Source organism: Plantibacter cousiniae (nom. nud.), from assembly GCF_977070315.1.
Window position 1 is genome coordinate 1 of the sequence record NZ_CDRVEU010000003.1, and the last position, 13,265, is coordinate 13,265.

A 13,265-nucleotide genomic window follows, 5' to 3' on the forward strand; every position below is an offset into this window, starting at 1 on the left:
ACGATGTTGCGATGATCGTTCCTCACGCTCCAGCGTGGGAATGCAGTTCTCGACGCTCTGCGTCGTCAAGAGGACGCAGAGCGCCGCACGGTAGTCGCGCCTGCACCTGCCCTTCGTGAGCAAGCTCACTCCCACGCCCTACGGGCAGAAGCGCGGAGCATCGGCACGATGTTGCGATGATCGTTCCTCACGCTCCAGCGTGGGAATGCAGTTCTCGACGCTCTGCGTCGTCAAGAGGACGCGGAGCGTCTGGAACGGCGTTTACACGCGCGTTCGGACAGGCTAGAAGCACATGAAACATCCTTCATTTTGCCACCACTGCGCTGTAAGCCGCGTCATGCAAGGGCTGCAGAGGATCGATGAGTTTATGACCACCGGGGAACCTGAACAGGCTATTTACTTAGGCAGCTAACAAATCCTATAAAAGAGTCCTGCGACACATCGCCGCAGTATCCAGAGGCCTAACCATTCAGGCCATCAAAGTCAGGAGCTTACTACTATGACTGTCAGAGTTACTGAACGCGACGACGCCCACCTCTCTCACGAAGCCGTTGCCGACGGCATCCAGATCTGGGACGTGCACCAACAGGACCAACTGGTAGGCATGTTCCACGTTGAGTCCGATGCCCTTCGCTATAAGGAAGAACTGGAAGCGCTGGAAAGCCAGGGCAACCACTGAACAAATCCAAGAACAGGAAAAGACAAAACCCGCTGAATGCGGGTTTTGTTTTGATAACTCAATGACAGCGCTGTGGGCTTACCACATCAGATCGTCAGGCACCTGATACGCCGCATACGGGTCGTCTGCATCCGGCGCTTCGGTCGGGGTGTTGAGCAGCACGATACGACGCGGGTCACGCTCCTGGATCTTCAGCGCAGCCTCCCGCGGAATGATCTCGTAACCGCCGCCGTGGTGAACGATGGCCAGTGAACCGCTGCTGAGCTTGTTGCGCACCATGGCGTTGACCGGGATGCGTTTTACCTTCTTGTCGTCAACGAAGTTGTAGTAATCCTCGGTGATCAGCTTGGGCAGGCGCGACACTTCGATCAGTTGCTTGACCTGAGCGGCGCGGGCCTTCTGCTCGACCTTCTCCTGCTGCTGACGGTTCAGCTCCTGATCACGTTTGGCCTTCTCGGCCATGGCCTCCTGGGCCGCACGCTTTTGCGAGTCATCGGCCTGCGCCTGACCCTTGTGCACCAGACGCTGCTCTTTCTGCTTTTCTTTGCCGACCTGCTTGGCCTGCTTTTGGTTGACCAGACCTGCCTTGAGCAACTGATCGCGAAGGGAAAGGCTCATTGTCTACTCACTTATACCGTTACCGCACACTCAGCCGCAGCCGGGTGTGCTCTTTTCCTGACGTTTGGCTTCGCCCCACAACGCATCCATTTCTTCGAGCGAGCACGCTTCGATAGGACGCTGCAGGTGGCGCAAAGCCTGTTCAATGAATCGGAAGCGTCTGTCGAACTTGCTATTGGCCGAGCGTAGCGCAGTTTCCGGGTCGACCTTGAGGTGTCGGGCCAGGTTGACGACGCTGAACAGCAGGTCGCCGACTTCCTCGGCAATGCCCTCGGCGTCATTGTCGACCATGGCCTCGAGAATTTCATCGAGTTCTTCACGCACCTTGTCGACCACCGGCAATGCCGCGGGCCAGTCGAAACCCACCTGCGCCGCACGCTTCTGCAGTTTGGCTGCCCGACTCAACGCGGGCAAGGCCCGGGGCACGTCGTCGAGCAGCGACAACTGCTCGGGCACACCGGCCTTCTCGGCACGCTCCTCGGCCTTGATTTCGTCCCAACGAAGATTGACCTGCTCGTCGGTCAGGCGTGGCGTTTCTGCCGGCGCGTACAGCTCGCCAGTCGGAAACACGTGCGGATGGCGACGCAGCAACTTGCGGGTAATACCGTCGATGACGTCGTCGAACTCAAACCGGCCTTCCTCTTTGGCCAACTGCGCATAGAAGACCACCTGAAACAGCAGGTCACCCAACTCACCCTTCAGATGGTCGAGGTCGCCCTGTTCGATGGCGTCGGCCACTTCATAGGCTTCTTCCAGCGTGTGCGGCACGATGCTGGCGTAGGTCTGCTTCAGGTCCCACGGGCAGCCGAACTGCGGATCACGCAGCCGGGCCATGAGGTTCAGCAGGTCTTGAACTGTATGCATGGGGCTCCCTGTGAGCGCAGGCAACGCTTATGGCGTCCTGTTCCTGCGCGTTTCAATGATGTTCGGCAACTGGGAAATACGCCCCAGCAACCGCCCCAGCGCGTCCAGACCTGGAATCTCGATGGTCAGGGACATAAGCGCAGTATTGTCTTCCTTGTTCGAACGGGTGTTGACCGCCAGCACGTTGATCCGCTCGTTGAGCAGCACCTGGGTGACATCCCGCAGCAAGCCGGAACGGTCGTAGGCGCGAATGATGATGTCCACCGGATAGGTGAGCACCGGCACCGGTCCCCAGCTGACCTGAATGATCCGTTCAGGCTCGCGACCGCCCAGTTGCAGCACCGAAGCGCAATCCTGACGGTGGATGCTGACGCCACGACCCTGGGTGATATAACCGACGATGGCATCGCCCGGCAGCGGCTGGCAGCAGCCGGCCATCTGCGTCATCAGGTTGCCAACGCCCTGAATCTGAATATCCCCCCGCTTGCCGGGCTTGTAGCCGGTGGCCTTGCGCGGGATCAGTTCCAGCTGTTCATTGACACGATCAGGCTCGACCTGCTGCTGGGCCAGATTGACCAGTTGCGCCAGACGCAGGTCGCCTGCGCCCAAGGCCGCGAACATGTCGTCGGCGGTCTTGTGATTGGCCTTTTCCGCCAGCTTGTCGAAATCGACCTGCGGCAACGCCAGGCGCGCCAGTTCGCGTTCGATCAGGGTTCTGCCGGCGGCGACGTTCTGATCGCGGGCCTGCAACTTGAACCAGTGAACGATCTTGGCCCGCGCGCGCGAGGTGGTGATGTACCCCAGGTTCGAGTTCAGCCAGTCGCGGCTCGGCGTACCGTGCTTGCTGGTGATGATCTCGACCTGCTCGCCGGTCTGCAGGCTGTAGTTGAGCGGGACGATGCGGCCATTGATCTTTGCACCCCGGCAGTTATGGCCGATTTCGGTGTGCACCCGATAGGCGAAGTCCAGTGGTGTCGCGCCCTTGGGCAGGTCGATGGCATGGCCGTCAGGGGTGAAGACGTAGACGCGGTCAGGCTCGATATCAACCCGCAGTTGGTCTGCCAGACCGCCGATGTCGCCCAGCTCTTCATGCCATTCGAGCACCTGACGCAGCCAGGAAATCTTCTCTTCGTAATGATTGGAGCCGGATTTGACGTCGGTGCCTTTATAGCGCCAGTGCGCACAAACGCCCAACTCGGCCTCTTCATGCATGGCGTGGGTGCGGATCTGCACTTCCAGCACCTTGCCTTCCGGCCCGATCACGGCGGTGTGCAGCGAGCGATAGCCGTTTTCCTTGGGGTTGGCGATGTAATCGTCGAACTCTTTGGGAATATGCCGCCATAACGTGTGCACGATACCCAGCGCGGTGTAGCAATCGCGCATTTCCGGGACCAGCACACGCAGCGCACGCACGTCATAGATCTGGCTGAACGCCAGGCCCTTGCGCTGCATTTTGCGCCAGATGGAATAGATATGCTTGGCACGGCCACTGATGTCAGCGGTCACGCCGGTAGCCTGCAGCTCGTTGTCGAGCTGGGACATGACGTCGCTGATGAAGCGCTCGCGGTCCAGCCTGCGCTCATGCAACAGCTTGGCGATCTGCTTGTACTGATCGGGCTCCAGGTAGCGGAAGGACAGGTCTTCCAGCTCCCACTTGATGTGCCCGATACCCAGGCGGTGGGCCAGCGGTGCATAGATGTCAAAGACTTCGCGGGCCACACGGTTGCGTTTTTCGTCGTCGGCGTTCTTCACAGCACGAATCGCGCAGGTACGTTCGGCCAGTTTGATCAGCGCAACACGAACGTCGTCGACCATCGCCACCAGCATCTTGCGCAGGTTTTCGACCTGCGCCTGACTGCCGAGTACCAGAGACTGGCGAGGGCTGAGGCTGGCGCTGATCGCGGCCATGCGCAGCACGCCGTCGATGAGTTTGGCGACCGTTGCGCCAAAGCGCTGCTCGACGTCCGACAGCGCAACGAGACCTTCACGCACACCACGGTAAATGACCGCAGCGACCAGTGAGTCCTGATCCAGCTTGAGGTCAGCCAGAATCTCCGCGATCTCCAGACCGGTCTGGAAACTGGAGGTGCCCTCTGCCCAATGATTCTTGTGGGCCTTGTCGGTCTGCTCGGCTTCCCGGGCAAACTCACAGGCCTTTTTCATGACTTCCCGGTCCAGGACCAGGTCGACGCTGACAATATGATCGAGCCACGCGTCGAGATTGATACTGCCGTCTGTGTTTATCGGCTGGTTCGCTCTCACCTGTACCATGCTGCTTACCTTCCCTAAGGCGCGATGAAAAGCGCCATCAGTCGCCAGCCTTCTGAGCGAATGCCACTTGCCGGGCAAGCAAGGACCGGCATTCGCGGGCCAGTCGGATTAAATGAGATTCCCTGTCAGCAACGAACTCGTTCCAGTGAACGCCGCTCACTTACTCATTTCAAATAAAGCCATCGCCTCGACATGCGCCGTCTGAGGAAACATATCGAGGATTCCGGCACGTTTTAATCGGTAGCCCTGACTGATCAGTTCGACCGTGTCACGAGCCAAAGTTGCCGGATTACATGAAACATAAAGCAGTCGCCGGGCCCCCGTCTTTCTGATCTGGCGGACCACTTCAAAGGCCCCGTCACGCGGTGGGTCCAAGAGTACCGCAGAAAACCCTTCTGCCGCCCAGTCGGCATGTGTCAGCGGCTGGGAAAGATCCGCCTGAAAAAACTGCACATTGTGCAGATCATTACTCATTGCGTTGACGGCTGCACGCTCGACCATGGTCGCAACGCCTTCGACCGCCACCACTTCCCTGGCCAGACCCGCCAGCGGCAAGGCGAAATTGCCCAGACCACAGAACAGGTCCATGACACGTTCGTCTTTTGCAGGCGCCAGCCATTGCAGGGCCTGCTCGATCATCGCGGTGTTGACCGCCGCATTGACCTGAATGAAATCTCCCGGTCGCCAGGCCAGTTGCAGGTTCCACGGCTCCAGCCGGTAACCCAGCGTATCGCCGGGGCTGGCCGGTTGGGGCTCGCCCTCGCCATGCAGCCACAGCTGCGCGCCGTGCTTGGAGCAAAACGCCTGCAACAGCGCCAGGTCGACCTCGGCAAGCGGCGCGGTGTGGCGCAACAACACGGCAGTCGCAACCCCACTGAACAACTCGACGTGACCCAGCGCCTGCGGTTTGCTGAAGTTTTTCAGCATGCCAGGCAACTCATTCATGATGGGTTGCAAGGCCTGTACCAGCACCGGACAGTGTTCGATGCTGACGATGTCCTGACTGGCGGCTGCGCGGAACCCCACGTCCAGCCTTTTGGCCTTGGCATCCCAGCGAACAGCGACCCGCGCGCGTCGGCGATAGGCCAGCTCGGCACCGCTCAAAGGTGCCGCCCATTCATCCGGCACAGCATTCGCCACGCGCAACAATTGCTCGGCGAGCATGCGCTGTTTCAGGGCAAGCTGTTCTTCGTGGGGCACATGCTGAACACTGCAGCCGCCACAGCGACCGAAATACTCACAGGCCGGAGCGCGACGCATGGTGCTGGCGGTGAAGACCCGCTCGGTGCGCGCCTCGACGACCTTGCCGCGCGCATTGAGCACGCGCGCCTCGACCTCTTCGCCGGCCAGACTGCCCGCGACAAACCAGGTTTTACCCTCGAGAAAAGCGATACCACGACCGTCGTCGGACAGCCGCTCGATGGTCAGCCGCTGCTTTTTACCGGCAGGAATCTGTACGGTTTTAACGCCGCCCGCAGGCTGAAAGCGCAAACCTCTTTCGTGCTTGGCCATCAGTTGGGCGAATCATAGACGCCGGTCGACAGGTAACGGTCGCCTCGGTCACAGATGATCGCCACAATCACGGCGTTTTCGACTTCCTGGGAAATACGCAACGCCCCGGCGACCGAGCCACCGGACGACACGCCACAGAAGATGCCTTCTTCGCGCGCCAGTCGGCGCATGGTGTCTTCGGCTTCGGTCTGGCCCATGTCGATGATGCGGTCGACACGGTCCGACTGATAGATTTTCGGCAGGTATTCATGCGGCCAGCGGCGAATACCGGGGATCGAAGCGCCCTCCATCGGTTGCAGACCGACGATCTGCACGTCCGGATTCTGCTCCTTGAGGTAGCGCGAGGTGCCCATGATGGTGCCGGTGGTGCCCATCGAGCTGACGAAATGGGTCACGGTACCGCCCGTCTGCCGCCAGATTTCCGGACCGGTGGACGTGTAATGCGCCTCGGGATTGTCGCCATTGGCGAACTGATCGAGCACTTTGCCGCGGCCTTCGGCCTGCATGCGCTCGGCCAGATCACGGGCGCCTTCCATGCCCTGGTCCTTGCTGACCGAAATCAGCTCGGCGCCATAGGCAGTCATGGCGGCCTTGCGTTCGGCACTGGAGTTGTCCGGCATGATCAGAATCATCCGGTAGCCCTTGATCGCCGCGGCCATGGCCAGCGCGATTCCGGTATTGCCGGAGGTGGCTTCGATCAGCGTGTCACCCGGATGGATCTGGCCGCGCAACTCGGCTCGGGTGATCATCGACAAGGCTGGGCGGTCTTTTACCGAGCCAGCGGGGTTGTTACCTTCGAGTTTCAACAGGAGGGTATTGCTGGTGTTGCCCGCCATGCGTTGCAGACGCACCAGCGGGGTGTTGCCGACGCAATCGGCAATGGTTTGATACTGCAGGGTCATGGCGTCTTCGCAATCCAGACTGCGGGGGGTGCCTATCATAACGGCAAACGGCCAAAGCCCATATCACGCAAAGTGCGCTACTTATTCCCAAAAAGAATAAACGCTGATTTTTCCACTGCTGCCCTGCTCAGCACAGAGAGTTAGGTGCCCATGCCGACGGTAAATGGCTAAACTCATCCCCTTGTGCCGATACAGCAAGGCAGCCGATGCCTGATATCGACGGACTGATACGTGTTGCCGGAGGAAGAGCGTGCTGACCAAGCTGGGTATAAAAGGCCGTGTGCTGCTACTGACTATTCTGCCTGCCAGCCTGATGGCGGCGATGCTCGGTGGTTATTTCACCTGGATGCAGTTGAGCGAACTGCAAAGCCAGTTGCTGCAACGCGGCGAAATGATTGCCCAGGACCTTACGCCGCTTGCCGCCAATGCACTGGGGCGCAAGGATAAAGTGCTGCTCAGTCGCATTGCCACCCAGACGCTGGAGCAGACCGACGTGCGCGCCGTGTCGTTTCTCGACACCGATCGCACGGAGTTGGCCCACGCCGGGCCGACCATGATCAGCCCGTCGCCGATTGGCAGCGGCTCGCAATTGCTCAGCTCGACCGGCACCGACGCCACGCGCTACCTGCTGCCGGTCTTCGGCAGTCAACGGCATCTGACCAGTCCGATCATTCCTGCCGAAGCCGACACCCTGCTGGGCTGGGTCGAACTTGAAATCTCCCATAACGGCACGCTGCTGCGCGGTTACCGGAGCCTGTTTGCCAGCCTGCTGCTGATCCTCACCGGGCTGGCGTTTACCGCGACCCTCGCGGTACGCATGAGCCGCACCATCAACGGGCCGATGAGCCAGATCAAGCAGGCCGTGTCGCAACTCAAGGACGGCAATCTGGAAACCCGCCTGCCACCGCTGGGCAGCCGGGAGCTGGATGAGCTGGCGTCGGGCATCAACCGCATGGCGGCAACGCTGCAGAACGCACAGGAAGAACTGCAACTGAGCATCGATCAGGCAACCGAGGATGTCCGGCAGAATCTGGAGACCATCGAAATCCAGAACATCGAACTCGACCTGGCACGCAAGGAAGCGCTTGAAGCAAGCCGGATCAAGTCCGAATTCCTGGCCAACATGAGCCATGAAATCCGCACGCCGCTCAATGGCATTCTGGGCTTCACACATTTATTGCAGAAAAGCGAGCTGACCCCGCGCCAGTTCGACTACCTGGGCACCATCGAGAAGTCCGCCGACAACCTGCTGAGCATCATCAACGAGATTCTCGACTTCTCGAAAATCGAGGCCGGCAAGCTGGTGCTCGATAACATCCCGTTCAACCTGCGCGACCTGTTGCAGGACACCTTGACCATCCTCGCCCCGGCGGCGCACGCCAAACAGCTGGAGCTGGTCAGTCTGGTGTACCGCGATACGCCATTGGCGCTGTCCGGCGACCCGCTGCGTCTGCGGCAGATTCTGACCAACCTGGTCAGCAACGCGATCAAGTTCACCCGCGAAGGCACGATAGTCGCGCGCGCCATGCTCGAGGATGAAACCGAAGAGCACGCGCAACTGCGCATCAGCGTGCAGGACACCGGGATCGGCCTGTCCAGTCAGGATGTGCGGGCACTGTTCCAGGCCTTCAGCCAGGCCGACAACTCGCTCTCGCGCCAACCGGGCGGTACCGGACTGGGTCTGGTGATCTCCAAACGCCTGATCGAACAGATGGGCGGCGAAATCGGTGTCGACAGCACACCGGGCGAAGGTTCGGAATTCTGGATCAGCCTGAAACTGCCCAAGGCCCGCGAAGACAAGGAAGAATCACTCAATATTCCGCTCGGAGGCCTGCGCGCCGCAGTGCTTGAACATCATGACCTGGCGCGCCAGGCGCTGGAGCATCAGCTGGAAGACTGCGGCCTGCAGACCATCGTGTTCAATAATCTGGAAAACCTGCTCAACGGCGTGACCGCAGCGCACGAGACGCCAGCGGCCATCGATCTGGCGGTACTTGGCGTGACGGCGCTGGAAATCTCTCCGGAACGGCTGCGCCAGCACATCTGGGACCTGGAAAACCTCAACTGCAAGGTCATGGTGTTGTGCCCGACCACCGAGCATGCGCTGTTCCAGCTGGCGGTCCACGATGTCTACACGCAACTGCAGGCCAAGCCCGCCTGCACCCGCAAACTGCAAAAAGCCCTGTCCGAGCTGATCGCGCCGCGAGCGGTGCGTGCCGACATCGGTCCGCCATTGTCGAGCCGCGCGCCGCGAATGCTGTGCGTGGATGACAACCCGGCCAACCTGCTGCTGGTACAGACCCTGCTCGAAGACATGGGCGCTGAAGTGGTCGCTGTCGAGGGTGGTTACGCAGCGGTCAACGCCGTACAGCAAGAAGCGTTCGACCTGGTGTTGATGGACGTGCAAATGCCCGGCATGGACGGTCGTCAGGCCACCGAGGCGATCCGCACCTGGGAGGCCGAACGCAACCAGAGCTCACTGCCAATCGTGGCCCTTACCGCCCATGCGATGGCCAACGAAAAACGCTCGCTGCTGCAAAGCGGTATGGACGACTACCTGACCAAGCCGATCAGCGAACGGCAACTGGCGCAGGTGGTCCTCAAGTGGACAGGGCTGGCGCTGCGCAATCCTGCGCCGGAACGCCAGAATGAAGCGCCTGAGGTCCACGTAGGGCCGCTGGTGCTGGATCATGAGGAGGGGTTGCGCCTGGCCGCGGGCAAGGCGGATCTCGCCGCCGACATGCTGGCCATGCTGCTGGCTTCACTGGACGCCGACCGCGAAGCCATTCGTGTGGCGCGCGCCAGTCAGGATGTACACGCCTTGATCGAGCGCATCCACCGTCTGCACGGCGCAACACGTTATTGCGGTGTTCCCCAGCTGCGCAGCGCCTGCCAGCGCGCCGAAACCCTGCTCAAGCAAAATGCGCCGCACACCGAAGCGGCTCTGGACGATCTGGACAAGGCCATCATTCGCCTGGAAGCCGAGGCGCGGGTCATGGCGTGAGCGCGCGACGGGACGCCTGTCGTGCCTGACACTCCAGCGTGGACAGAGCATGTTAGGATGCGCGCAATTTTGGAGGACCCATGGTCGAACACGATTTTCGCTACAGCATGCTCAACCCCCAGCACACGCTGACCGAATGCCGCACGCTGGCACCCGGTCGCTACCAGGTCACCGGCAACGGCGGCTCGATTCACGATAACGACCAGTTATTAGTGACCATCAAAGGCAGCAAAAGCCTGCACATGCGCCTTACCGTCGAAAAAGTCCGGCACCTGATCAACCCGCCCGGCCAGTGGATTGCGGTGGCCAAAGGCCCGGTATTCGACGAGTTGGCGATTCATCAGTGGAAAGTGAATTGCGACAGCTGCGCCGCCGAACTGAACTTCGAGTTCATGGTAGAGAGCAAACTGGGCGTCAAGGCGCAGAAACCGGCCGCTACCGCGCGCATCGCGGAGCTGGGCTGGAAAACCGAGGGCGAGAAGCATTTCTGCAAGAAGTGCCAGGAGAAAGCGGCATGAAACAGTTTGCGCTCCTGAGCCTGATCGGCGGCGCGCTGCTGGCCGGTTGTACCGCTGACACGCTGCCGATCCAGCAGGATCACAGTTATGTAACGGAGTGGATAGGCGAACGCCCGCTGATCGATAACAGTCGCTTGACCATGACGCTGGGTGCCGATGGCCGTGCGTATGGCAATGCGGGCTGCAACCACTGGTTTGCGCCCTATACGCTGAACGATCACAGCATCAGTTTCGGTCCGGTGGGCAAGACGCGCAAGATGTGCGCGCCGGCGTTGATGGAGCAGGAACAGCGCTTTATCAAGGCGATCAGCAGTGTGCAGCGCTGGGATATCTCGCCCATCGAGCAGTTGCGTCTGTGGCCAACGCAGGGCAAGCCATTGCGTTTCTGGCTGGAAGACAGCTGATATAACTATCGTGCCGAAGCTCAGCGTAACTTGCGACGCGTAGCGTCCAGAACTGCATTCCCACGCTGGAGCGCAGGGAACGATCACTATCGTGCGACGCTCCGCGTCGCATGCCGTTCTGGACGCTCCGCGTCCTCTTTAGACGCAGAGCGCCCAGAACCGATCCGATTACCCCTCACCGCGCAACGTCTTGAGCTTCTGGATCACGGTGGCGGCTGACTGCTCGCCCAGCAGTTGTTCGCGCATCTTGCCCTTGTCGTCGATGATGTAGGTCACCGGCAGTGCCTCGGAGGGCGGCAGGCTGTATTGCTCGGCCGGGTCCTGGGCGAGCACGGTGAATTTGATGCCCAGTGCATTGGCAGCGCTTTTCAGCTCGTCGCCCTGCAGGTTGTCGAAGTTGACCCCCAGCACGGTGACCTTCTTGTCCTTGAGCTGCTCGGACAATGCATTGAACTCCGGAACCTCGGTACGGCAAGGGCCACACCATTCGGCCCAGTAGTTGACCACCAGCCAGTGCCCTTTGATGCGTTCGCTGGCGACCTTCTGGCCATTCTGATCTGTGCCCAGGTCCACGCCACATCCGCTGAGCAGCAAACTGCCGAAAAGTATTACCGCTGCTGTTAATCGCCTTGCCATTTGCCTGTTTCCTCGCCCCGTTCAACCTGCAATTACTTATACCCAAGCCACGACTATTGACCATCTGATATGTCGGACAGTGCCATCGCTGGTTAGAATACGCCACCCCACACAAGATGCGACGTGCAAATGACCGATCTGACGCTGTATCACAACCCGCGCTGCAGCAAATCCCGCGGCGCGCTGGAACTGCTTCAGGCCCGCGGCCTGACGCCGGACATCGTCCTGTACCTGGAAACCCCGCCCGACGCCGACCGTGTGCGCGACCTGCTCGGCAAGCTGGGCATCGGTGCCCGGCAACTGCTGCGTACCGGCGAGGACGATTACAAGCAACTCAATCTGGCCGACCCGAGCCTGAGCGACGAGCAACTGATCGCCGCCATGGCCGCTCACCCCAAACTGATCGAACGACCGATTCTGGTCGCTGGCGACAAGGCTGTCATTGGCCGCCCACCCGAGAACATTCTGGAGCTGCTGCCGTGAGCACACCCTACATTCTGGTCCTTTATTACAGCCGCAACGGCTCCACCAGCGAAATGGCCCGGCAGGTTGCCCGCGGCATCGAACTGGGCGGCATGGAAGCACGGCTGCGCACCGTACCTGCCGTTTCCGCCGACTGCGAAGCGACCGCCCCCGAGATTCCGGAAAGCGGTGCGCTGTACGCGACCCTCGACGACCTGAAAAACTGCTCCGGCCTGGCGCTGGGCAGCCCGACACGCTTCGGCAACATGGCCGCACCGCTGAAATACTTCCTCGACGCCACCAGCAACCTGTGGCTGACCGGCGCACTGGTCGGCAAACCCGCTGGCGTCTTTACCTCCACCGCCAGCCTGCACGGTGGTCAGGAAACCACGTTGATGTCGATGCTGCTGCCGCTGCTGCACCACGGCATGCTGATCATGGGCCTGCCCTACAGCGAATCGGCGCTGCTGGAAACCACCGGGGGTGGCACGCCCTACGGTCCCAGCCATCACGCCGGTGCCGATGGCAAGCGCGCGCTGGACCGTCATGAAACCGACCTGTGCCGCGCGCTGGGCCAGCGTCTGGCCAAGACCGCAGTGCAACTGGACGCGCCGCGCAGCTGAATCGGCAGAGCGCCGGATGCTTTCAGTTAAATCGTAAACTTGCAGGGCAAGGGTCGGTCTGACCCCTTGTCCTGCCTGTTGAATTTCTTTGGAGAACCGATGCACGACTACAAATGGCTGAACGAGTATTGCCTGAATCGATTCGGCTCCGCCAAAGCTCTGGAAGCTCATCTGCCCTCCCCCAAAACCCCCAAACAACTGCAAGCCATCAGCGCCGACCGCTATCTGTCGACCATGGCCCTGCGGGTTTTCCGCGCAGGCCTGAAACACAGCCTGGTGGACGCCAAGTGGCCAGCGTTCGAAGAAGTGTTCTTTCGCTTCGACCCGGAGAAAGTCGTGCTGATGGGCGCCGATCATCTGGAACGGCTGATGCAGGACGCGCGCATCATTCGTCATCTGGGCAAGCTCAAGAGCGTGCCGCGCAATGCACAACTGATTCTGGACATCGAGCAGGAGCATGGCAGTTTCGGCAAGTTCATCGCTGAGTGGCCAGTCGATAACATCACAGGCCTGTGGCAGTACATCGCCAAACACGGTAACCAGATGGGCGGCCTGTCAGCGCCGCGCTTTCTGCGCATGATCGGCAAGGACACCTTCATTCCGACCTGGGATGTGGTTGCCGCCCTGAACGCGCAGGATATCGTCGACCGTGTACCAAGCAGCAAACGCGATCAGGCGATCGTGCAGGACGTCTTCAACCAGTGGCACACAGAAAGCGGTCGGCCGATGTGCCAGCTGTCAGCCATGCTGGCGTTCACCGTCAACCACTGAG

General features: G+C 60.6%; 13 protein-coding genes. 7 read left to right on the forward strand and 6 right to left on the reverse strand.

Annotated features, from left to right (window positions below):
- Positions 1-499 precede the first annotated feature (499 nt).
- Positions 500-679: a hypothetical protein gene (locus ACW55A_RS06800; RefSeq protein ID WP_002554613.1), complete on the forward strand. Its 180-nt coding sequence runs from the start codon at positions 500-502 to the stop codon at positions 677-679.
- A 78-nt stretch (positions 680-757) separates the two neighbouring features.
- Here the strand turns inward: ACW55A_RS06800 and ACW55A_RS06805 are convergent, their stop codons facing one another.
- From ACW55A_RS06805 to cysM, 5 genes are all read right to left on the reverse strand, one after another.
- Entirely contained in the window at positions 758-1,297 is a 540-nt protein-coding gene (locus tag ACW55A_RS06805; protein WP_003349677.1) for a DUF2058 domain-containing protein, read from the reverse strand.
- Positions 1,298-1,327: 30 nt separating this feature from the next.
- Positions 1,328-2,161: a nucleoside triphosphate pyrophosphohydrolase gene (gene mazG, locus ACW55A_RS06810; protein ID WP_003349676.1), complete on the reverse strand. Its 834-nt coding sequence runs from the start codon at positions 2,159-2,161 to the stop codon at positions 1,328-1,330.
- A gap of 27 nt (positions 2,162-2,188) precedes the next feature.
- Entirely contained in the window at positions 2,189-4,432 is a 2,244-nt protein-coding gene (relA, locus tag ACW55A_RS06815) for a GTP diphosphokinase (RefSeq protein ID WP_248680919.1), read from the reverse strand.
- 156 nt (positions 4,433-4,588) lie between these two features.
- Positions 4,589-5,944, reverse strand: a complete 1,356-nt coding sequence (gene rlmD / locus ACW55A_RS06820; RefSeq protein ID WP_054080840.1) for a 23S rRNA (uracil(1939)-C(5))-methyltransferase RlmD — start codon at positions 5,942-5,944, stop codon at positions 4,589-4,591.
- Complete coding sequence (gene cysM, locus ACW55A_RS06825; RefSeq protein ID WP_499140261.1) at positions 5,944-6,885, reverse strand: cysteine synthase CysM; 942 nt, start codon at positions 6,883-6,885, stop codon at positions 5,944-5,946. Before cysM ends, rlmD begins: the two co-directional genes overlap by 1 nt.
- Positions 6,886-7,096: 211 nt before the next feature.
- On the opposite strand from cysM, the gene ACW55A_RS06830 reads away from it, so the two are divergent.
- The 3 genes from ACW55A_RS06830 (at position 7,097) to ACW55A_RS06840 (ending at position 10,772) form a co-directional block, all read left to right on the forward strand.
- Entirely contained in the window at positions 7,097-9,850 is a 2,754-nt protein-coding gene (locus tag ACW55A_RS06830; protein ID WP_498810957.1) for a response regulator, read from the forward strand.
- Positions 9,851-9,930: 80 nt separating this feature from the next.
- Positions 9,931-10,368, forward strand: a complete 438-nt coding sequence (locus tag ACW55A_RS06835; protein WP_024661367.1) for a hypothetical protein — start codon at positions 9,931-9,933, stop codon at positions 10,366-10,368.
- Positions 10,365-10,772: an META domain-containing protein gene (locus ACW55A_RS06840; protein WP_003363249.1), complete on the forward strand. Its 408-nt coding sequence runs from the start codon at positions 10,365-10,367 to the stop codon at positions 10,770-10,772. Before ACW55A_RS06835 ends, ACW55A_RS06840 begins: the two co-directional genes overlap by 4 nt.
- Positions 10,773-10,940: 168 nt before the next feature.
- Here ACW55A_RS06840 and ACW55A_RS06845 read toward each other — a convergent pair whose 3' ends face one another.
- The gene (locus ACW55A_RS06845) at positions 10,941-11,345 is read right to left on the reverse strand and encodes a TlpA disulfide reductase family protein (RefSeq protein WP_003434365.1); all 405 of its coding nucleotides are present in this window, start codon (positions 11,343-11,345) and stop codon (positions 10,941-10,943) included.
- A 192-nt stretch (positions 11,346-11,537) separates the two neighbouring features.
- Here ACW55A_RS06845 and arsC point away from each other — a divergent pair, with 192 nt between their 5' ends.
- The 3 genes from arsC to ACW55A_RS06860 all read left to right on the forward strand — a co-directional run bounded on the left by arsC (position 11,538) and on the right by ACW55A_RS06860 (position 13,264).
- Positions 11,538-11,891 carry an arsenate reductase (glutaredoxin) gene (gene arsC / locus ACW55A_RS06850; protein ID WP_003314592.1) on the forward strand — a complete coding sequence of 118 codons (354 nt, stop codon included), beginning with the start codon at positions 11,538-11,540 and terminating at the stop codon, positions 11,889-11,891.
- Positions 11,888-12,493 carry an NAD(P)H:quinone oxidoreductase gene (gene wrbA / locus ACW55A_RS06855; RefSeq protein ID WP_003434363.1) on the forward strand — a complete coding sequence of 202 codons (606 nt, stop codon included), beginning with the start codon at positions 11,888-11,890 and terminating at the stop codon, positions 12,491-12,493. The genes arsC and wrbA overlap by 4 nt, the downstream gene beginning before the upstream one ends.
- A gap of 99 nt (positions 12,494-12,592) precedes the next feature.
- Entirely contained in the window at positions 12,593-13,264 is a 672-nt protein-coding gene (locus ACW55A_RS06860; RefSeq protein ID WP_455809483.1) for a DNA-3-methyladenine glycosylase I, read from the forward strand.
- Position 13,265 lies beyond the last annotated feature (1 nt).

Coding starts and splice junctions, on each gene's coding strand:
- ACW55A_RS06800 (WP_002554613.1), top strand. CDS start 500: ATGACTGTCAGAGTTACTGAACGCGACGACGCCCACCTCTCTCACGAA.
- ACW55A_RS06805 (WP_003349677.1), bottom strand. CDS start 1,297: ATGAGCCTTTCCCTTCGCGATCAGTTGCTCAAGGCAGGTCTGGTCAAC.
- mazG (WP_003349676.1), bottom strand. CDS start 2,161: ATGCATACAGTTCAAGACCTGCTGAACCTCATGGCCCGGCTGCGTGAT.
- relA (WP_248680919.1), bottom strand. CDS start 4,432: ATGGTACAGGTGAGAGCGAACCAGCCGATAAACACAGACGGCAGTATC.
- rlmD (WP_054080840.1), bottom strand. CDS start 5,944: ATGGCCAAGCACGAAAGAGGTTTGCGCTTTCAGCCTGCGGGCGGCGTT.
- cysM (WP_499140261.1), bottom strand. CDS start 6,885: ATGATAGGCACCCCCCGCAGTCTGGATTGCGAAGACGCCATGACCCTG.
- ACW55A_RS06835 (WP_024661367.1), top strand. CDS start 9,931: ATGGTCGAACACGATTTTCGCTACAGCATGCTCAACCCCCAGCACACG.
- ACW55A_RS06840 (WP_003363249.1), top strand. CDS start 10,365: ATGAAACAGTTTGCGCTCCTGAGCCTGATCGGCGGCGCGCTGCTGGCC.
- arsC (WP_003314592.1), top strand. CDS start 11,538: ATGACCGATCTGACGCTGTATCACAACCCGCGCTGCAGCAAATCCCGC.
- ACW55A_RS06860 (WP_455809483.1), top strand. CDS start 12,593: ATGCACGACTACAAATGGCTGAACGAGTATTGCCTGAATCGATTCGGC.